The sequence below is a fragment of the Altibacter sp. HG106 genome (assembly GCF_028561755.1).
Classification (GTDB): Bacteria; Bacteroidota; Bacteroidia; order Flavobacteriales; family Flavobacteriaceae; genus DFVG01.
The window spans coordinates 1-20,289 of record NZ_JAQQTD010000005.1; the positions used below are offsets into that span (position 1 = coordinate 1).

Consider the following 20,289-nt stretch of genomic DNA (forward strand, 5'->3'; position numbering starts at 1 on the left):
AAGTCTCAAATCATAATCGATCTAAAACAAATACGCTGTCAATTTCAATATCTCAATGAACTTTTCTATTCCTTCGCCCAAAATAAAAGGCCAAATCTTTGACCCCTCATCCGTTTTGCGGGTGCAAATATACAACCCCTTTTTTTAAACTTCCAAACCAAAATTAAAATAATTTTAAATCTTTTTTTGGGTCGGTATGCAAGGCTCTCAAATTCAATAAAAAGAGCCAAAAAAAATGTGTTAGGGATTGCAGCTAGCTACCCGCGTTTTTATCTCATAAAAACCTGTAGCGCGGAAAGCCCGACCGCAACACTGCGGAAAGCAGTGTGAGGTAACACCCGAAAAATAAAGAGCGAACTACTAAAGTAAGTATTCCTAATAATATAGACAAACAGTAATTACATTACTTATTAACAGACTTTTGATTCCAATGCGCCGTGAGATCTAAGTAATCGATTTCGAAGGCGGGTTTCTGACGTTCCAGGATATTTCCTTGAAAGGAACGCTCTAGAATGTCTTCTATCAGATAATCCTCTTTGACTTCAAAGGGACGGTACTCTTCTTTAATGGAAATGTCAAACATATTGGCCGTTGTATTGTACCAAAACGCACGCCACCCCGTACGCAGTTCCTTTACTAGGTCGAACGCTGTGGTTCCCGTTTGTCGATGGATGAGTTTTACTAAAATCTGTCCCTCGGTACGCGTGAGCTTTTTTAAGCGTTCTGAAAACTCATCTTCAATATACTTCTGAATGCGTTTGGTATATTTTCGACGCTGACTGTTCTTTTCAATGGTCTTTAGGCGTTCGTTCATGGTCTGCAAACGATCTGCCGCCAATTTGGCATAGGGATATACCTTTCGGGTTTTACGACGGAGAATTAAATAGCGCCTGCGATCGGTTTTGCTATTGAACTCGAGTTTGTTCAGCAAAATGACTTCATCCAGATCGATCATTTCACGCGGAATACTATCACCATCGATCATGTAATAGAAGGTCTGCGTCGTATCGTTTTCTTGAACGCTATATTCCTGAGGGACCTGCCCCCAAACCGTACTTCCCAAAAAGCACAACAGTAATACCGTATAATAGAAGGTGTTCTTCATCTCTTTTTTTACTACACAATTAGGGTATCGAAAACCGTTCCAAAATTACAGAAATTGCTTGCAGTACTCTTAAAGATTTCCCTATTTTTGATACCCTTAGAAAAAAACAGCTTATGGCACAATCGCTTTTAACAAAGAGTTCTCTTGATTTTTTAGAATCCTACTTAAATAATCCAGCCCCGACCGGTTACGAGTGGGAAGGGCAAAAGTTGTGGATGGACTATCTAAAACCCTATGTAGACGAATTTATTACCGACACCTATGGAACGGCGGTTGGAGTGATCAATCCGGAGGCCAAATACAAGGTCGTGATTGAAGGCCATGCCGATGAAATCTCCTGGTACGTTAATTATATAAGTGACAACGGCTTGTTATACGTTGTGCGAAATGGAGGGAGCGATCATCAAATTGCGCCTTCGAAAATCGTCAATATTCATACGAAAGAGGGAATCATAAAAGGTGTTTTTGGTTGGCCCGCCATCCATACCCGTAACAAAGCGAAAGAAGAAGCTCCGAAACCCGATAACATCTTTATCGATATTGGGTGTAAGGACAAAGAAGAAGTAGAAAAGCTTGGCGTTCATGTAGGCTGTGTTATCACCTACCCCGACTCCTTTCATATTTTGAATGACAACAAATTTGTATGTCGCGCCCTGGACAACAGAATGGGCGGATTTATGATCGCGGAAGTTGCACGTCTGCTTCATAAAAACAAAAAGAAGTTACCCTTTGGACTTTATATTACTAATTCTGTTCAGGAAGAAATAGGACTACGCGGTGCTCAGATGATTGCAGAACGAATACAGCCAAATGTGGCCATCGTTACCGATGTTACACACGATACGACCACACCAATGATCGATAAGAAAAAGCAGGGCTTGGCGAAAATTGGCGACGGACCCGTAGTTGCTTATGCACCGGCGGTACAGCAGAAGCTACGAGACGTAATTGTGACTACTGCGGAAGCTAAAAAAATTCCGTTTCAGCGAGCAGCGCTTTCTCGTGCCACGGGAACCGACACCGATGCGTTCGCCTACAGCGGAAGCGGTGTTGCCAGCGCGTTGATCTCACTTCCGCTTCGTTATATGCATACCACAGTAGAAATGGTGCATCGCGAGGATGTAGAAAATGTCATTCGTCTTATCTACGAAACCTTATTGACTCTAAAAGACGGAGATACCTTTAGTTACTTCGAATAAACTTTCGCATTCTTTTCGGTTTTGTTTAAGAATAATTAAGGATTCACCATGCTATCTTTAATGCATGGTAATAAGCGTCCCTAAGGTTAAGAAACTCATCAACAATCCAAACGCCGCCGTTAAATTGGCGAATTTGGTGTACATCACAGAAGAAAAGTTAAGTATTCAACGTCATAAGCATGGACGCGGATTTTACTATACCCAGCAGGATAAAAAGATTACGAGTAAAAAAGCCTTGAAGCGTTTTAAAAGTTTGGTCATTCCACCGGCTTGGACGGAAGTTCGAATTACGCCCTTGGAAAACGGACATCTTCAAGTGGTGGGACGCGATGAAAAACAACGCAAACAATATCGATATCATCCGCACTGGTCTGAATTGCGCAATCAAACTAAATTTCTCAAAATGGGAGTCTTCGGAAAAGCACTTCCGAAGATCAGGCAACAAATTGCGAAAGATTTGCGATTACGAACCATGACGAAGCGTAAATGCCTGGCGCTGGTGATTCGTTTGATGGAAGAAACACATATCCGTATCGGTAATGACTACTACGCAAAACGCAATAAATCGTACGGACTTTCAACCTTGCGTTCCAAGCATTTGGATGTCTATAAGAATACTATCAAATTTAATTTTGTCGGAAAAAAAGGCAAAGAACATTCGGTAACCTTAAAAAACAAGCGCTTACAACGCCTCGTGTTAGCCTGTGAAGAAATTCCAGGATGGGAACTTTTTAAGTATTATGACGAAGATGGGAAACACCACCAAATCGATAGCGGGATGGTGAACGACTACATCCAAGAGATTAGTGACGACTTCTTTACGGCCAAGGATTTTAGAACCTGGGCGGCCTCCAAGGTCTTTTTTGAAACCCTCTGTGAAATCGGTCCTGAAGAAGATGAGAAACAACTTAAAAAGAATATTCTGGAAGCGTATGATGCAGCGGCTAACTCCTTAGGAAATACTAGGGCAGTTTGTAGAGATTATTACGTACACCCACTACTTGTGGAACGTTATGAAAACGGAACCCTAACCTCCTACTGCGAGCAGGTATCTAACGATACTAGCAAGGATGAGTTCTTATCTGCTTCCGAAAAAGTGTTACAAGAGCTTTTTCAGGAATATACGTTTCAGTTGGAGGATGCTAATTAAATCTATTTGATAATACAGACTTAAATGTAGAGTAACTTTTCTTTAAAAGTGATATCGTTTTTTTGTAAAAACTAAACGTTCACATGAGAAAAATATTTACATTATTGATGACAGCCCTATTTTTTATGGCATGTCAACCAGAAGATCCATCGCAAGAACTTTCGTCTGCATCCCTTCAAGCCAACACACTCACCGATGCTACGAACATTGGAGAGTATAAGGGTGTTTTCACCACACTAGATTCAAAATATAGAGCGGTCGTCTCTATAATCATACCCTCAGAAACAAATACATTTTCCAAATTGCTACCCATCGCAACGCTAACAACTCAAATGGGAGAAGTCTTTGAGGCCAAAGCCATTTCTGTTCCTCAGACGGAGAGTGCTATCAACAACCTACATTTTGAATCGGCACAATGGTCATTTGACTTTTCAGTTAATCAACGCGGCGAGACGCCACAAATTACTAATGTTATTTTTAAGGACCGTGATGCTGCTATTATTGTTGCAAAACATACGTTACGCGCTCCGGTAATTCCTGTAACAGGAACGTGGGAATGTGTTGAGTGTAACGGACATCCGGTAGTAGGACAAGGAGCTACACAAACCTTCAATATGATGTTTACTACCGCAGACGGTACCAGTACTATGACCACCCAAAGTACCATCGGTACGACATCCACCGACGGAATTGGGTACCAGTCTGATTGTTCTGCGACAGGTGTATTAACTACATGTACCATTGAAAGTGGAGACGGTAGCACCACCAATGTTGGATTTTTGAGTAACGGACAGCCCGTAACTTGGGAAGGGGTTCACATTTTTAATAACGAACCCACAGCAAGTGGAAATGATTGTTCGCAAATTACCGGTACCTGGGAATGGGAGTCTATTAGCTATGGAACACTTTCCGGAACATTTGAAAGCGACACGAGCTGTCCCGGAACGAGCACTACATTGATCGATGAAGATTTTGAAGATGCTTCCTTCGATTTTGTCCCAACCTTTGTTGACAATGCAGGGGAAACGACCGATTACTTCCGTATTACCAATGGAAGTGATATCTCAGCAACGATCAATGGCGTACAAGGAGCGCAGTTCTTCGGCGCACAAGATATTGACGGCGTGAACGGCGTGGGCGAAAACCCTGCTTCGCTTACATGGTCAGGCTTTGATGTGACCGGATTAACCAATTTTGATTTTAGCGCTTTCTTTGCGGAAGACGATGATGGTTCCAATCAGGATTGGGATGAACTTGACTATCTGCGAGCGCAATACCGACTGGACGGTGGTGCTTGGGTAACCTTTTTCGCCATTGAGAATGACGGCAGTCAGTTTAATGCGGCACCTCTTATTGATAACGACCTCGATGGAGATGGAGATGGTGCTGAAATTACAGATACCATGACCATGTATGGTGCTACGTTTGCTATTCCTGCTGCAACTACCATGGATGTTCGCATCGAAATGAGCTTAGATTCGGGAGATGAAGATATTGCGATAGACAATGTCCTCCTTACCGGGAACTAAATAAAAAATCGCATTACAGAAGGCTACCAAATGGTAGCCTTTTTTTATTTTTATCGCTCAACTGGTAGGTAAGTGCTCTTCAATTCATTTGATTTCGGATTTTTTCTAGTGATCGTATATGGCCTGTATTGGGCACTTGGGAGTCGGCGTAGGATCACCCAAAACGTGCTCCTCTTAGTAGCGAGTTACGTGTTCTACGGTTTATGGGATTGGCGATTTCTAGGGTTGCTAGCCGCCAGCAGCTTGGTTGATTTCGGAGCCGCCTATGCCCTTTCAAAAACCCGCACCCCATGGAAACGACAGCTGTTACTCTGGAGTAGTGTGGGATGGAATTTGGGTGTGTTAATCGCTTTTAAGTATTTTCACTTTTTTCTTTCGGAATTCTATACCCTCTTCCACATACAAGTTCCTGAGGGCAGCTTTACCATATGGACGATCCTGATCCCCGTAGGCCTAAGTTTTTATACCTTTCAGACCCTGGGATATACTATTGATGTTTACCGTGGGAAACAGCCGGCTACTCAAAATGCACTACAATTTTTCTGCTTTGTAAGTTTTTTTCCGCAGCTGGTCGCCGGCCCCATTGAACGTGCCAAAAAACTGCTTCCACAGTTTCAGGAAGAACGTGAATTTGTGGTCTCTCAGCAGAAAGAAGGACTGCGACAAATTCTTTGGGGACTTCTAAAAAAAATACTGGTAGCCGATACCCTGGGCATTGCGGTCACTACCATTTTCGAACAGCCGGAAGCGTACGGAAGCCTTTCGTTGGTCTATGCGGCAGTGTTGTTCTCCTTTCAAATGTATGGAGACTTTTCGGGTTATACCGACATCGCCATTGGTACCGCCAAACTATTTGGGTTTCGCTTGAGTAGAAACTTTAACCTCCCCTATCTCGCTAAAAGTATTTCTGAGTTCTGGCAGCGATGGCACATCACGCTCACGAACTGGTTTACGGTCTATGTGTACGCGCCATTGGTAAGATATAGGAAAAGACAAAATTTTGTCGCCAGCGCCATGGCCCTTTTAGTGACAATGACGCTAATTGGTTTTTGGCACGGTGCCAATTGGACGTTTATTTGCTTCGGAATATTTAACGGAATCATTCTAATTGTTGAAAGAATTCCTTTAAGGAGTACCCAAAGCATCCGAAGCTGGCTCTCCAAACAATCTCGTTTCTTTTCGCTGATTTATTTTTTTACACTAACCTCCATTTCGAGTATTTTCTTTCGCGCCACCTCTATTGATGACGCCTGGGTTATATTACAACGCATTGTGAGTCTTTCCGAAGGCGCACCGCTCTCCACTATCATCGGTTGGAAGCTATTGGTCTTACCCGCAATGATCGGTGCCGAATTAATATTCAGAAAAAATGCATATCCTATGCAGGAATTGGAACGCTGGCTCCCAAAACCCGCGCGTTGGGCCCTCTATTACCTATTCATCTTTTTGTTGGTTCGCTATGCAGCACCACAGGAAGCATTTATCTATTTTCAATTTTGATGAAACGCTCCTTTTTCATATCGCTACTTTGGTTTTTCCTTCCAATGGTGTTGTTGGCCGGATTAATAGAGGCTGCTACGCGCAATATTCCTACTTCCTATGCGTATATTGCGCCGTATCTGGATGCGCATGCTGAAGATGTTGAAGTATTGCTTTTGGGATCTTCACAAATGAAGGATGCCATTGATGCGAAAGCTTTATCATTACCTGCCCTGAATTTAGCTTCCGGAAATCAACATCACGATACCGATTTTGCACTGCTGAAACAATTGCTTCCCCTATTACCCAAGGTGCATACGGTCGTTCTCGAGGTCTCTTACAGTCACTTTGAATTACCTCATAACGGCCCCACATTCTGGAAGCACGCCTATCCCCTGCACTATTATAATGTGAATGCCTATCAGCGTACGACGTATTTCAAAGATGAATTATTATTCTTGGCCAATCCGCCCGTCATGTTCGAACGTCTGAAGAACCACTATATCACCAAAGAGGATCCGGCAGGCTTTAATTCGGTAGGATTCGACACTCTTAATTACGCCGGGAAGTTTCAAAATCTACACTATGATCCCAACAAAATTGCGGCGCGTGATCATTTTAAAATTAATCAACAGCCCAACCTAAGTCTGTATCGTAACAATGTAGCGTATTTAAAAGAGATGATAGCCTATTTACAGAAACGCAATATTCGGGTGGTGGTATTTCAAGCTCCTATGTACAAAACGTATCTTTCGCAACGCAATCCAGAAATTTTAATGCGAAGGGAACAGGCACTTGAAGCGATCTTAGTGCCTTCGCACATTGAACGTTTCAATGTAGAGGCAGATACCACACAGTTTCATGTAACCGACTATTGGAACGAAAGTCATTTGAACCCTGATGGCGCTGCCAAAGCCACCGCCCTTCTCAATCAATTTTTAGAAGCCTTCATTCGAGAAAAATAGGACTTTGCTTCGCGTATGACTCTTGGCGCTAAAAGTAAGGTCGCGGTCATGGTTGGAACAGCCATAAAGGCGAAAAACGCATCGATCAAATTTATCATCATACTTAAACTGGTAGTGGCGCCCACCAAAATACTCGTGATGTAAACATAGTTGTACCAATGTTGGTATTTGGTTCCGAAGAGATACGACATACATTTCGTGCCATAGTACGAATAGGAAAATAAAGAGGAAATACTAAAGACTGCAATGCACACCATTAAGGCGTATTTTCCAACATACGGAATGCTATTTTCAAAGGCCGAAGCCGTCAAGGACACGCCGTTGTCGTCGGTCGATTGCCATACTCCGGTCACCAAAATCGCCAAGGCCGTGAGCGTACAGATAATAAGCGTATCGATGGCGGGACCTAACATGGCTACCAATCCTTCGCGAACCGGCTCTTTCGTCTTTGCCGCGCCATGCGCCATGGGTGCCGTACCAATACCCGCTTCATTTGAAAACGCTCCTCGCTTGATTCCTAAGAGGATAAGACCGCCTACCATTCCGCCTAAAAAGGCATCTCCTTCGTAAAACGAGGCTGAAAACGCATCGCTAAAGATCAACCCTAGGTAATGCGGTACCGCCTCGACATTGACGCCCAGAATGATCAAAACCATTATGAAGTATAGCACCACCATGGCCGGAACCAAACGTTCTGCAGTTTTGCTGATACGTGAGATACCGCCCAAAATTACGATCGCCGTTATGATGGCAAGAATAATACCAATGACAATATCCGAAGTAAGTCCTGAATACCAGCCTGCTGGCTTTATTACAATATCGTTGAGGGCTTGTTTAAGTTGATTAACGTTAAACACCGGCAACGCACCTACCAATCCAGCAATACTGAAAAAGATCGCCATCGGCTTCCATCGCTTACCCAAGCCTTCTTCAATAAAATACATAGGACCTCCCTGTACTTTTCCGGAGGAATCCTTTCCCCGGAACAACACTGCCAAGGTCGCGGTAAAGAATTTGGTAGACATTCCAATCACAGCACTCACCCACATCCAAAATACCGCTCCGGGTCCCCCCAATGCAATGGCGACAGCCACCCCCGCAATGTTCCCCATACCTACGGTGGCAGATAGTGCGGTAGTCAAAGCCTGAAAGTGACTGATATCGCCTTCATCATTCTCGTCATCGTATCGTCCGCGTAAGACGGCGATGGCATGACCGAGATAGCGGAAGGGTAAGAATCGAATACGAATCAATAAATATAAGCCGCCTCCAATAAGCAATAACAACAAGGGAAGCCCCCAAGCAAATGAAGAAAGTTGTGATGTAAATTGTTCCAGTGCTTCCATATCAGGTCAAAAGACGAATGTAATCTTAATTTTTAAAAGTTCCATAGAAATTGTTTCTTTGGAACCGTATGAAGGTCGCTCCTCTTTTTGTTTGCTTACTGCTAAGTGCCGGAATAAGGGCGCAAACTGCTTCGGAAAGTACCGATTTCACACGATTTTTTACCGCGGAATTTCTGACAGGAATCACTGCGGAAGCCAACGAGGGCTTTCCAGATCGCGGACTTCAGAAGAATGTATTTGTACACTTCGGAACATATACCGATGCTGTTCCACAAGAATGGGCCTATCGACTAAATCGCCCGAAAGTTGGTACGAGTCTGGGAGTTTCAGAATTTGGAAATTATGAGGCACTCGGACTCGCAATTACGGCTATGCCCATTGCCGAATTCTCATTATTCTCTTCAACGAAAAGGCGTTTCAGCTTGCTTACCGGAATGGGAATCTCTTATTTCACGGAACAATTTGATCCTATTAGCAATCCCGGTAATCAGGCAGTAACAACCGATCTTACCTGGGCTTTTCGAGTGTTTTTTAAGTATCGCTTTTTACAGAGTGAACGTATCGAGTGGCACCTGGGTGCCGGATTTTTTCATCATTCAAACGGACATACCCGATTGCCCAATCAGGGATTGAATTCGTTTCTAGGAAGTGTTTCTGCGGAAATCAAACATGGGAAACAAAAGCGTGAACTCGCTGTTTCATCGTTTACAAGAAGTCGGTATCACTATCTCACAGCACGATTTGGATACGGACTTAATGTGCTTTCATTGGCGTACAATAGTCAAAAACCAGTATATACTTTGTCTGGGGAATACGGACAAGTGTTGAATAATACCTACCGAATTGGGGTTGGTTTTTACTATCGTTATTACGATCATTATTACGATTATATCAATGACAATGAATTTTTGGTGCGCGAGGGACAAGAGTTTTCGGATTTACGCGACGCTCCTTTTTTAAATGCTTCCGCTATGGGATTGCATCTGAATGGAGAGTTATTGCTCAATCATATTGGTATCGAACTTCAATTGGGTGCCAATCTCTTTAAACCTTCCTACCGATTTGACTGGCGTATCAACGAAGGGTGGGATAATACACCAAGAGAGATTCCCGACTATTGGGTGTTGGGAGAATACACTTCTAAATTTAAAATGAAGCATCTTATTTCCGCCCGCCTGGGGTTGAAATACTATTTCTTCGGAACCCATACGCTTCAGCCGCACAACCTCTACGTTGGGGCACATATCAATGCCAATGGCGGTCAAGCCGATTTCACGGAACTGAGTTTAGGATACGTGTATAGCTTTCCGAAGCGCTAACAGCACTTCTAAAATTTCGCTTGTTAAAATAAAAAAGCCCTTCCCGAAGGAAGAGCTTTTTACAATAAATCTAACTAATTTATTGGGCCAAAATCAAACGGTGTACCGAGCTCTTTTCATCAGAGATCACGTTAATGATGTACACTCCATTTGCAAATCCGCTGAAATCTAGTTCCCGCTGACCTGCAGTAGTTGTGATATTCTTGATTAGTTTCCCGGAAGCCAGTTCGGTCACTACTATTTGGATCGATGTTCCGAAGGTTTGCGGAATCGCTACCGTTGCAAAACCACGCGATGGGTTTGGATATACGATAATGCCACCTTCATTACTTACGTCTGCTACGCTAAGCAAGATATCTTGTGCCTCAAAGGCTCCAATATCCCGGATGCCTTCGAATACGGCCTCTCCACGTTGATCGTCGAATAGATCCGCAGGATCTCCTGCGTTGTAAGCAGGTGTTCCTAATAATAGTTCGTGCGTTTCCGTAGTGCCACCATTATTTTGAAGCGGCCCAAGTAATGGATCTACTTCTTCAATATCGTTGGCTTCTTCAGGAAAAGCATTCGTATCATCTGTTCCGATCAAGTTATAATCGTTCGAGGTAAACGTACCCGCAACATCAGCACCACTTCCTGCCGTATTTAAGGCAACAATGGTGTTCTTCAAGCTAGTGGTTGTATTACTCTGAATTCCACCACCGGTTCCAGAAGCCGTGTTGGCTCCAACTGTTACAGCATTGAGATCTAAACTAGCACCATCGTTGGTAATACCACCACCATTCGCTGATGCCGTATTACTTGAAATAGTACTTCTTTCAATCGTAGTGATTGCGCCTCCATTGTTATAGACACCACCACCCTCGGCAGCATCATTTCTAGAAACGGTAGAGGTGAGCACATTCATCGTTGAACCGTTTTGGTTCCACAGGCCACCCCCTTCGTTGGCGGCGCTGTTCCCATCTACGGTAGTTTCAATAATATCGATGGTTGCGGATGTTCCCGTTACGTGTAACGCTCCTCCGTTTCCAGGGTTTGCTGTTCCTGCCGTTCCGTTCACATCATTATTCACTAGGTTTGAAGTATTGATCGTCAAGGTTCCTTCGATAATTTCGATAGCACCTCCGGCACGGTTGGCTGAATTAGCATCTAAGAACGAATCAGTAATGGTAACATCACCATCGGTACTTAGCAATCCTCCCCCAGAACCTGATGTTCCGGAAGCAAGGTTGTTCGAAATTGTGGTTCCATTGAGGATATCCACGGTACCTCCGTTATTGAAGACACCACCACCGCCATTGTCGGCGTTGGCTCCTTGTGCATCGTTTCCATCGATGGTCATCCCATCAATCGTCATGATACCTGTTCCATTCCAGAGCGCTCCTCCTTCCGAAGCGGCAACATTTCCAGTTGCGGTTCCGCCGAGGATATCAGAGTCACCAGGACCTGTAATATGAAGTCCGCCCCCGTTACCCGGAGCCGAAGCCGCCGTATTATTGGTCAAGGTTATATTATCTAAGGTCAGAAGATTTCCAGCCATAGAATTATCTTCAATACCACCACCCGCTCTTACAGCAGTGTTTCCACTTAATTCTGAATCGGTTACCGTTAAGGTTCCAGAATCATTTAAGATTCCACCACCAGATCCGGCAGCACCGTCGGCTACGTTATTGGTAATGGTTGCATTCAATACGTCCAGTGTTCCACCGGCATTGAAAATTCCACCACCCCCTTCGTTGGCCATAGCACCACTTGCCGTGTTGGCATCGATGGTTGTTCCGTCAACTGTCATGGTTCCAGAACCATTCCATAGTCCACCACCTTCTAATGAAGCCGTGTTTCCAGAAACCGTTCCTCCTGTGATCGTACTGTTATCACCACCGGTGATATGCAGTCCGCCTCCGTTACCCGGAGCAGAAGCCGTGCTGTTATTTAATAAGTCGGCGTTGGTCAAGGTAGTTGTTCCACCTCCGGAAGCAACTTCAATTCCACCACCTGCTCTCATAGAGGTGTTTCCACTCAATTCTGAATCGGTTACCGTTAAGGTTCCCATGTCATTCAGAATACCTCCACCAGATCCAGCAGCACCGTCGGCTACGTTATTGGTAATGGTTGCATTCAATACGTCCAGTGTTCCACCGGCATTGAAAATTCCACCACCCCCTTCGTTGGCCATCGCACCACTTGCCGTGTTGGCATCAATCGTTGTTCCGTCAACTGTCATGGTTCCAGAACCATTCCATAGTCCACCACCTTCAGCAGCGGCTGTATTTCCTGAAACTGTTCCATTGGTAATCGAAGCGTTACCCGGACCGGTTATGTGTAATCCACCACCATTACCAGGTGCGCTACCAACAGTATTGTTGTTAAGGGTAACATTGAATAGTGTAAGGTCTCCAACGCCACCTGTAGAGTTGTCTTCGATTCCACCACCGGCACGATTGGCGCTATTATTCGAAATATCTGTATTATTTACTACAACAGTTCCACCATCAACATTTTGAATTCCACCACCGGAACCGGCAGTACCTGTCGCAAAGTTGTTTGTGATCGTTGTTCCATTTTGAACCATTAAAGATCCTCCGTTATTGAAGATCGCTCCACCTCCGTTATCGGCGGCGTCACCATCAGCAACGTTTCCATCGAAGGTACTTGCATCCACTTCCATCATGCTCCCCGCTTGGTTCCAGAGTCCGCCTCCTTCAGAAGCAGCTCTGTTATTCGTTACGGCAGTATTCACAATGGTTGTGGTAGCCACTCCAGAAACGTGAAGCGCTCCTCCATTTCCAGGATTTGCTGTTCCGGCAAGGCCGTCAACACTATTTGATATCATGGTTCCATTGGTAAGTGAGAAGCTTCCATCGATGATTTCAACACCACCGCCGGCGCGGTTCGCTCCATTACTGTCGATCATTCCGCCAATTAAGGTGACATCACCGTCAGTAGAAAGAATACCTCCACCAGAACCGGAAGTACCGTCGGCCAGGTTTCCTTGAATTGTACTATTAATGACACCTAGCGTACCTCCATTGTTGAAGATTCCACCACCACCATTATCAGCATTGTTTCCGTGAGCCAGGTTTAAATTCACCATGGCATCGGTCACCACCATACTACTTCCTACTTGATTCCAGAGTCCGCCTCCTTCTGAGGCAGCTTCGTTAGCCGAGTACGTTCCTCCATTGATAGCTATTGTACTAGTGCCGCTTACGTGAAGGGCTCCTCCGTTCCCCGGATTCGGGGTTCCGGCGGTACCATTCACATCATTGAAGGCAACGTTCGTTGTATTTAGATTTAATTGACCGTCGATGATCTCAATTCCTCCTCCAGCACGATTTGCTGCATTTAGGAACAGTTGCCCATCGGTTACGGTAACCGTTCCGTCGGTAGAGAAAATACCCCCACCAGATCCTGAAATACCGTTGGCCACGTTATTGTTGATATTGGTTCCGGCTAGAACATTTAAGGTTCCTCCGTTATTGAAGATTCCACCACCACCATTGGTCGCGTCATCTCCACTAGCAATATTATTAGAAATAGGTGTGGCATCTACGGTCATGATTCCGGTGCCGTTCCATAGTCCGCCTCCTTCCGAAGCAGCAAGGTTAGCATCTACAGTACCTCCCGTTACGTTTACATCAGCGGTTCCTGTGATATGAAGTCCCCCTCCATTACCCGGGGCTGCTGTTGCCGGAGCTACTCCCGCATTGTTCGTATTTAGGGTGACATCAGTTAAGTTGATTGTTCCGTCGATGGCTTCAATTCCACCACCAGCGCGATTTGCAACGTTATTGGTAATAGTTGCTGCGGAAATCGTCACGGTTCCGTCGGTAGAGAAAACTCCTCCACCCGATCCGGACGCACCATCGGCTACATTACTATCAATCGTCGTTCCGGCAAGGACATCCAGCGTACCTCCGTTATTGAAGATTCCGCCTCCACCGTCATCAGCACCGGGACCGCTTGCGATGTTTCCATCGATTGCAGTTGTGGCAACTGACATGGTTCCGAGGTTGTTCCAAAGTCCGCCGCCTTCAAGAGCAGCGAGATTATCTGAAACAGCACTGTTTGTCATGGTAAGATTCGATGTTCCTGAAAGGTGAATAGCTCCACCGTTTCCAGGATTCGGATTGATTGCGTTTCCTAGTCCGATATCTACACCCGCCGCGTTTCCGCTAAGCGTAACATTATCAAGCGTCAAGGTATTTCCTGAATTGTCTTCAATAGCACCTCCTGCGCGACTTGCGTAGTTACCCGAAATGGTACTTCCTGAAGCCACCGTCAAGGTTCCTCCGGTATTATTAAACAAGGCACCTCCGCGTCCTCCAGGAGTTGCTCCATCAGCAATGTTTGCAGTTAATGTAGTGGCAGTGTCTACAGTGAGCGTACCGCCATTGTTGAAGATTCCTCCTCCACCGGTAGCATCGCCATTGGCGACATTATCAGTAATGGTTACACCGTTTACGTTCATAATTCCGGAACCGTTCCACAGTCCGCCTCCTTCAAAAGCGGTATTATCTGTTACGCTTCCACCATTGAATACAGTATCACCAGCACCTGTAATATGATATCCTCCACCATTTCCGGGAGCCGGACCATTTACGGTGTTATTCGTTAAGGCTACATTAGTAAAGGTGTAGGTTTCGCCTCCGCCTGAATTCACTTCAATTCCTCCACCCGCGCGATTTGCTGTGTTTCCGGAAATGGTAATACCGTCAACATTCAGCGTTCCTGGCGTTAGATTAAAAATTCCACCACCAGAACCTAGGGTTCCTGTTGCTGTATTATTCGTTATGGAAGAAGTTCCGTCAACGATTAAGGCACCTCCATTATTGAAGATTCCACCCCCACCATTATCGGCAGCAGCACCTTGTGCATCATTTCCATCAACGATTACGTTTGTCACGGTCATGGTACCTGTGTTGTTCCATAATCCGCCTCCTTCAGAAGCCGCTAGATTATCTCCGACTGTACCATTTACAAGCGTTGCATCGGCCGATCCAGAGATATGGATTCCTCCTCCATTTCCAGGAGCAGCGGTAGCAGGAGCTACCCCCGCGTTATTTTGACTGATATTGAAATTTCCTGACATATTCAGGGTTCCATCAATCAATTCGATCCCTCCACCCGCGCGATTAGCTTGGTTAAAGGTGATAACGGTTCCTGTTAAGGTTACGATTCCATCTGTAGAGAAAATTCCACCACCAGAACCAGAAGTTCCATCGGCAATATTATTGAGAATTGGGGTTGTGTCTACATTGAGTGTACCTCCGTTATTGAAGATTCCACCACCGCCATTATCAGGGTTGTCACCACTCGCAACATTACCGTCGATAAAAGAAAGGGCTACCGTAAGTGTTCCTGTGTTATTCCACAGTCCGCCTCCTTCAGAAGCCGCCATGTTGTTATTGATATTACTAAATCCTGATACCGTCGCATTGGTAGCACCAGAAAGGTGTAAGGCTCCTCCATTTCCAGGATTCGCCATCGTTCCAAGTCCGATATCAACTCCGGCAGAGTTTCCTAACAGCGAAACCCCATCTAATAAAAGTGTGTTTCCTGAAGTATCTTCAATAGCACCACCAGCTCTACTGGCATAGTTTCCAGAAATTGTAATTCCGGAAGCCAATAAAAGGGTTCCTCCTGTATTGTTAAAGATGGCTCCACCGCGTCCCCCGGGAGTCGCTCCCATGGCACGGTTTCCAGAAAGATTTGTTGCGGCGTCCACACTTAGAGTTCCACCACCGAGATTGAAAATACCTCCTCCACCAGTGTTTGGTCCAAGAGCCGAATTTCCTGTAATCGTCATACCGTTAACCGTCATGGTTCCGTTATGATTCCACAATCCGCCACCTTCATTAGCGGTGTTGTTTGTGGCTGAACCGCCATTGAAGGTAACATCGGCGGCTCCGGTAACGTGGAATCCACCACCATTACCTGGATTAGGTGTTGTAATAGAGTTGCCGTCTAGAGTAATATTGTTAAATGTAAAACTTTCACCAGCAGCAGCGTTCAATTCAATTCCACCACCAGCGCGATTGGCTGTATTTCCTGAAATTGTAATTCCGTCAATAGCAAGTGTTCCTGGCGTAAGGTTTAAAATTCCACCACCGGAACCTGAAGTACCAGAAGCTGAGTTGTTTAAAATGGTGGTAGTACCCGCTAAGACAAGTGCACCTCCATTATTAAAAATTCCACCACCACCATCATCGGCACCGTCTCCTTGAGCGTCGTTTCCGTTAATTGATACATCAGTAACGGTCATGATTCCAGTACCATTCCACAGTGCTCCTCCTTCGAGAGCTGCAATGTTTCCATTGAATGTACCCGCGGTAATATTTGAGTCCGCCGAACCAGTAATATGGATGGCCCCACCGTTTCCTGGCGCCGTACCCCCTACTGCTTGATTTCCATTGAAGATACCATTGGTAACGGTTAATACAACAGTAGAATTGGTTTCGATGGCTCCCCCGGCACGTGTGGTTTGATTATTTAGGAAAGTTGAAGCTCCCTCTACTATCAATGTTCCGCCGGTATTATTGAAAATACCACCACCAGAAGCCGTTGCACCCAGTGCAGTGTTGGAATCAAATAAGACCCCACCAACGGTTCGTAGTGTCCCTCCATTATTGAAAGCACCGCCACCACCTGTGGTGGCAGAAGTTGCTACGTTTCCATTCAGTACGGTATTATTTTGAACCAGCATGAAACCAGTTCCATTCCAGAGTCCGCCTCCTTCTACGGCAGTGTTGCCACTAACGGAACCTCCAGAAATAAAAGAATCTCCAGCACCCGTAATGTGTATTCCACCTCCATTACCTGGATTGGCTGTTGCAATTGTATTATTGTCTAGCGTCACTCCGATAAGTCGGATGCCCTGACCGGGACCCGAATTATCTTCAATTCCACCTCCTGCACGGTTGGCTGAATTTCCTGAAATGGTAGTTGAACCTACTTCAAATAGAATTTGCCCGCCTACTTCGTTGAAAACTCCACCACCAGAACCAGAAGTTCCACTAGCTGTGTTATTTTGTACCGTAAGGTTGGCTGTAGCTAAGGTCGTTACAACACCTCCATTATTGAAGATACCACCACCTCCATTATCGGCACCAATTCCTTGAGCATCATTCGCATCGATCAAGATCGTGCCATCAAGTGTCATGGTCCCGGAGCCATTCCATAACGCCCCTCCTTCTGAGGCAGCTATGTTATTGGTATAAGATCCTCCAGTGATAGCACTATTGGCAGGACCGGTGATATGGATCGCTCCCCCGTTTCCGGGTGCAGCACCCGCTGTATTCGCATCAAAATTAGAATCAGTAACGGTTAATACATCTGGTGAGTTGGACTCAATTCCACCTCCTGCACGCACAGCCGTATTATTGGTAAAAGTGGATCCCAGAATGGTAGCTGTTCCTGCAACGTCTACTAAAATCGCACCACCGCTACCGGTAGCAGCGTTAACCGCCCGGTTATTGGTAAAAGTACAGTTAGTAAACGTACTGGTGGCATTACGGACGAGGATAGCTCCCCCTCCAACAGTACCATTCGCCTCATTATTTATAAATGATGCGTTCACTGCAGAAAAAATTCCTCCCACTACGGCTACGGCCCCACCATTTTCAGTCGTTGCTGTATGTGTGAAATCTTGAAAGCTTACACTATTTATAGCATTGGTACCACCGCTCAAAAGTAAGAGGCGGTTGGCACCACTATTTCCAAAAATAGTCGATCCATCAGCATCACCGTTTAACGTTAACGCCACATTGGCGGTCACGGGACCTGAGGTAAGGGAAGGGTTAATACCCGGATTAAAGTTTATGGTACTCGGACCTCCGAATCCATTAGCGTCTATCACTGCCTGTCGGAAAGTTCCGGGTCCGGCATCGCCGGCATCAGATACCGTATACACCTGAGCAAACGACAGTGTCGAAATGAGTAAAAATGAAACAAAAAATAAAATGTTTCGCGTAGAAATGTTGTTCATTGAAGATTTTTTAGGTTGGACATTGCACCGGTATGATTAATACATAACAGGGTGCCTCACGTGAAAAGATACGAAGCTACTCCTCTTACGGTTTTGTTAATTTCTGTTAAAGTATTGCTAAAGAGAAAATTACTGGAAGACCACTGTGAGCATTTCATAGCCTATGCTAACAACAGCTATCTAAAAGTCAACCGTTTAGCACAAAAGCCTGTACTGAATCTCTTCTATTCGAGAAAGGTGCACTTAACACAAGTTTAACCTAAACATTATGAAAGCATTAGTAAGAAATGTTAAGCTTTTTGGGAAAGATAATGAAGGACATTCTCCTCTATTCGATTATGGAGGTTATTCGTGTTTGCTTTCTGAAAGGATTGCCCGGTAATATTTTCATAGAGTTCTATGTAGCGATCTGAAATTGTTTGAATGTAGGCATCCGACATTTCCGGAAGCTGTTGCCCTTCTTTTCCCTGGAATCCGTTTTCGATAAGCCATTGTCGCACGAATTCCTTCGACAATTGTTTCTGCGGAAGTCCTTTTGCTTGTCGCTCTTTATACCCTTCAGCATAAAAATATCGAGACGAATCCGGCGTGTGAATTTCATCGATAAGCACAATCTCACCTTCTTTGGTTTTTCCGAATTCATATTTGGTATCCACCAATATGAGTCCGCGTTCCGCCGCGATTTCGGTTCCTCTCTGAAAAAGTTTGCGAGTATAGTCCTCTAATACAGCGTAATCTGCTTCTGAAACTATTCCCTTCGCCAAAATATCGGTTCGCGAAATATCTTCATCATGATTGCCCTTTTCGGCTTTTGTCGCCGGAGTAATAATGGGAGCAGGAAACGTATCGTTTTCTTTCATTCCTTCTGGCATCGAAACGCCACAGAGCGTGCGCTTTCCGGCCTTGTACTCCCGCGCGGCATGACCACTTAAATACCCTCTAATAACCATTTCCACTTTAAAAGGTGTACACGCCTTCCCTATCGCTACGTTGGGATCGGGAGTTGCCTGTAACCAATTGGGCACCAAGTCTTCAGTACGCTTCATCATGCTTGTGGCGATCTGATTCAGGATCTGACCTTTAAAAGGAATTCCCTTCGGCATGACCACATCAAAGGCACTGAGGCGATCGGTAGCGATCATAACTAAAAGATCGTTTTCCAAGGTATATACTTCACGTACTTTCCCCTTGTATACGGAACGCTGACCGGGGAACTGAAAATTAGTATCGGTGATGGTTTGCTGGGTGCTCATTAGTTTCGATTTTCAATTTCTTTGTATGCGGCGATCACCTTCTTCACCAAACGGTGACGAATCACGTCTTTATCATCCAGATAGATCATTCCAACGCCATCTACATCCTTCAAAATCAATAAAGCCTCTTTTAATCCTGAGATCACCCGCCGAGGCAGGTCGATCTGACCCGGATCGCCAGTGATCATAAACTTGGCGCTTTTACCCATACGGGTAAGGAACATTTTCATTTGAGCATGGGTGGTATTCTGCGCTTCATCTAAGATAACGAAGGCATTATCTAAGGTACGCCCGCGCATGAACGCCATGGGAGCAATTTGTATGACCCCCTTCTCTATATACGAATCCAATTTTTCATGTGGGATCATATCGCGAAGGGCATCGTAAAGCGGTTGCATATAAGGGTCTAGCTTTTCCTTAAGATCTCCCGGAAGAAACCCTAGATTTTCACCCGCTTCCACGGCAGGACGCGTTAAGATAATTCGGCGTACCTCCTTATCTTTTAGGGCTTTCACCGCAAGGGCGACACCGGTATAAGTCTTTCCGGTACCTGCGGGACCGATCGCAAAAACCATATCGTTCTTCTTGGTGAGGTCCACTAACTTGCGTTGGTTCGCCGTTTGCGCTTTGATCAATCGGCCATTTACCCCATGAACCAATACATCGCCACTGCTGGCCGAACTTTCATATTCTTCTCGCCGGTTGCTTTGCAATACGCGTTCAATGGTATTTTCATCCAATTTATTGTACTTGGCAAATTGATCGAGCAACATGGTGAGCTTGGTATCAAATAGTTCTAACTCTTCTTCATCACCATAGGCTTTGAGCTTGCTGCCTCTGGCAACGATCTTTAGCTTCGGAAAATAGTTCTTTATGAGATTGATATTGGCATTTTGAAGGCCGAAGAAATCGCGTGGATTGATTTCAGTAAGTTCGATGATGAGTTCGTTCAAAAGCAGG

The 20,289-nt window shown here is 45.0% G+C and carries 11 protein-coding genes; 6 read left to right on the forward strand and 5 right to left on the reverse strand.

The window, feature by feature from the left end:
• Positions 1 to 403: 403 nt before the first annotated feature.
• Positions 404 to 1,105, reverse strand: a complete 702-nt coding sequence (locus PO830_RS09205) for a DUF4294 domain-containing protein (protein ID WP_272853267.1) — start codon at positions 1,103 to 1,105, stop codon at positions 404 to 406.
• A 113-nt stretch (positions 1,106 to 1,218) separates the two neighbouring features.
• On the opposite strand from PO830_RS09205, the gene PO830_RS09210 reads away from it, so the two are divergent.
• The 5 genes from PO830_RS09210 (at position 1,219) to PO830_RS09230 (ending at position 7,427) form a co-directional block, all read left to right on the forward strand.
• Entirely contained in the window at positions 1,219 to 2,304 is a 1,086-nt protein-coding gene (locus PO830_RS09210) for a M42 family metallopeptidase (protein WP_272853268.1), read from the forward strand.
• A gap of 64 nt (positions 2,305 to 2,368) precedes the next feature.
• Complete coding sequence (locus PO830_RS09215) at positions 2,369 to 3,454, forward strand: DNA topoisomerase IB (protein WP_272853269.1); 1,086 nt, start codon at positions 2,369 to 2,371, stop codon at positions 3,452 to 3,454.
• A gap of 83 nt (positions 3,455 to 3,537) precedes the next feature.
• Positions 3,538 to 4,983: a hypothetical protein gene (locus PO830_RS09220; protein WP_272853270.1), complete on the forward strand. Its 1,446-nt coding sequence runs from the start codon at positions 3,538 to 3,540 to the stop codon at positions 4,981 to 4,983.
• Positions 4,984 to 5,055: 72 nt separating this feature from the next.
• Positions 5,056 to 6,483: an MBOAT family O-acyltransferase gene (locus PO830_RS09225; RefSeq protein WP_272853271.1), complete on the forward strand. Its 1,428-nt coding sequence runs from the start codon at positions 5,056 to 5,058 to the stop codon at positions 6,481 to 6,483.
• Positions 6,483 to 7,427 carry a hypothetical protein gene (locus PO830_RS09230; RefSeq protein ID WP_272853272.1) on the forward strand — a complete coding sequence of 315 codons (945 nt, stop codon included), beginning with the start codon at positions 6,483 to 6,485 and terminating at the stop codon, positions 7,425 to 7,427. The genes PO830_RS09225 and PO830_RS09230 overlap by 1 nt, the downstream gene beginning before the upstream one ends.
• On the opposite strand, the gene PO830_RS09235 is transcribed toward PO830_RS09230, so the two are convergent.
• Complete coding sequence (locus tag PO830_RS09235) at positions 7,394 to 8,773, reverse strand: alanine/glycine:cation symporter family protein (protein WP_272853273.1); 1,380 nt, start codon at positions 8,771 to 8,773, stop codon at positions 7,394 to 7,396. The two genes, PO830_RS09230 and PO830_RS09235, sit on opposite strands and share 34 nt — an antisense overlap.
• 68 nt (positions 8,774 to 8,841) lie before the next feature.
• Between PO830_RS09235 and PO830_RS09240 the strand changes: the two genes are divergently transcribed.
• A complete protein-coding gene (locus PO830_RS09240; RefSeq protein ID WP_272853274.1) occupies positions 8,842 to 10,092 on the forward strand; it encodes an acyloxyacyl hydrolase in 1,251 nt (416 codons plus the stop codon).
• A gap of 79 nt (positions 10,093 to 10,171) precedes the next feature.
• Here the strand turns inward: PO830_RS09240 and PO830_RS09245 are convergent, their stop codons facing one another.
• From PO830_RS09245 to PO830_RS09255, 3 genes are all read right to left on the reverse strand, one after another.
• Entirely contained in the window at positions 10,172 to 18,076 is a 7,905-nt protein-coding gene (locus tag PO830_RS09245; protein ID WP_272853275.1) for a right-handed parallel beta-helix repeat-containing protein, read from the reverse strand.
• A 290-nt stretch (positions 18,077 to 18,366) separates the two neighbouring features.
• Positions 18,367 to 19,329, reverse strand: a complete 963-nt coding sequence (locus PO830_RS09250; protein ID WP_272853276.1) for a phosphoribosylaminoimidazolesuccinocarboxamide synthase — start codon at positions 19,327 to 19,329, stop codon at positions 18,367 to 18,369.
• Complete coding sequence (locus PO830_RS09255) at positions 19,329 to 20,282, reverse strand: PhoH family protein (protein WP_272853277.1); 954 nt, start codon at positions 20,280 to 20,282, stop codon at positions 19,329 to 19,331. The genes PO830_RS09250 and PO830_RS09255 overlap by 1 nt, the downstream gene beginning before the upstream one ends.
• Positions 20,283 to 20,289: the final 7 nt, after the last annotated feature.

Bases quoted from the DNA above. Each gene is read 5' to 3' on its own strand.
- PO830_RS09240 (WP_272853274.1), top strand. From the start codon at position 8,842: ATGAAGGTCGCTCCTCTTTTTGTTTGCTTACTGCTAAGTGCCGGAATA.
- PO830_RS09235 (WP_272853273.1), bottom strand. From the start codon at position 8,773: ATGGAAGCACTGGAACAATTTACATCACAACTTTCTTCATTTGCTTGG.
- PO830_RS09250 (WP_272853276.1), bottom strand. From the start codon at position 19,329: ATGAGCACCCAGCAAACCATCACCGATACTAATTTTCAGTTCCCCGGT.
- PO830_RS09210 (WP_272853268.1), top strand. From the start codon at position 1,219: ATGGCACAATCGCTTTTAACAAAGAGTTCTCTTGATTTTTTAGAATCC.
- PO830_RS09230 (WP_272853272.1), top strand. From the start codon at position 6,483: ATGAAACGCTCCTTTTTCATATCGCTACTTTGGTTTTTCCTTCCAATG.
- PO830_RS09220 (WP_272853270.1), top strand. From the start codon at position 3,538: ATGAGAAAAATATTTACATTATTGATGACAGCCCTATTTTTTATGGCA.
- PO830_RS09205 (WP_272853267.1), bottom strand. From the start codon at position 1,105: ATGAAGAACACCTTCTATTATACGGTATTACTGTTGTGCTTTTTGGGA.
- PO830_RS09245 (WP_272853275.1), bottom strand. From the start codon at position 18,076: ATGAACAACATTTCTACGCGAAACATTTTATTTTTTGTTTCATTTTTA.
- PO830_RS09215 (WP_272853269.1), top strand. From the start codon at position 2,369: ATGGTAATAAGCGTCCCTAAGGTTAAGAAACTCATCAACAATCCAAAC.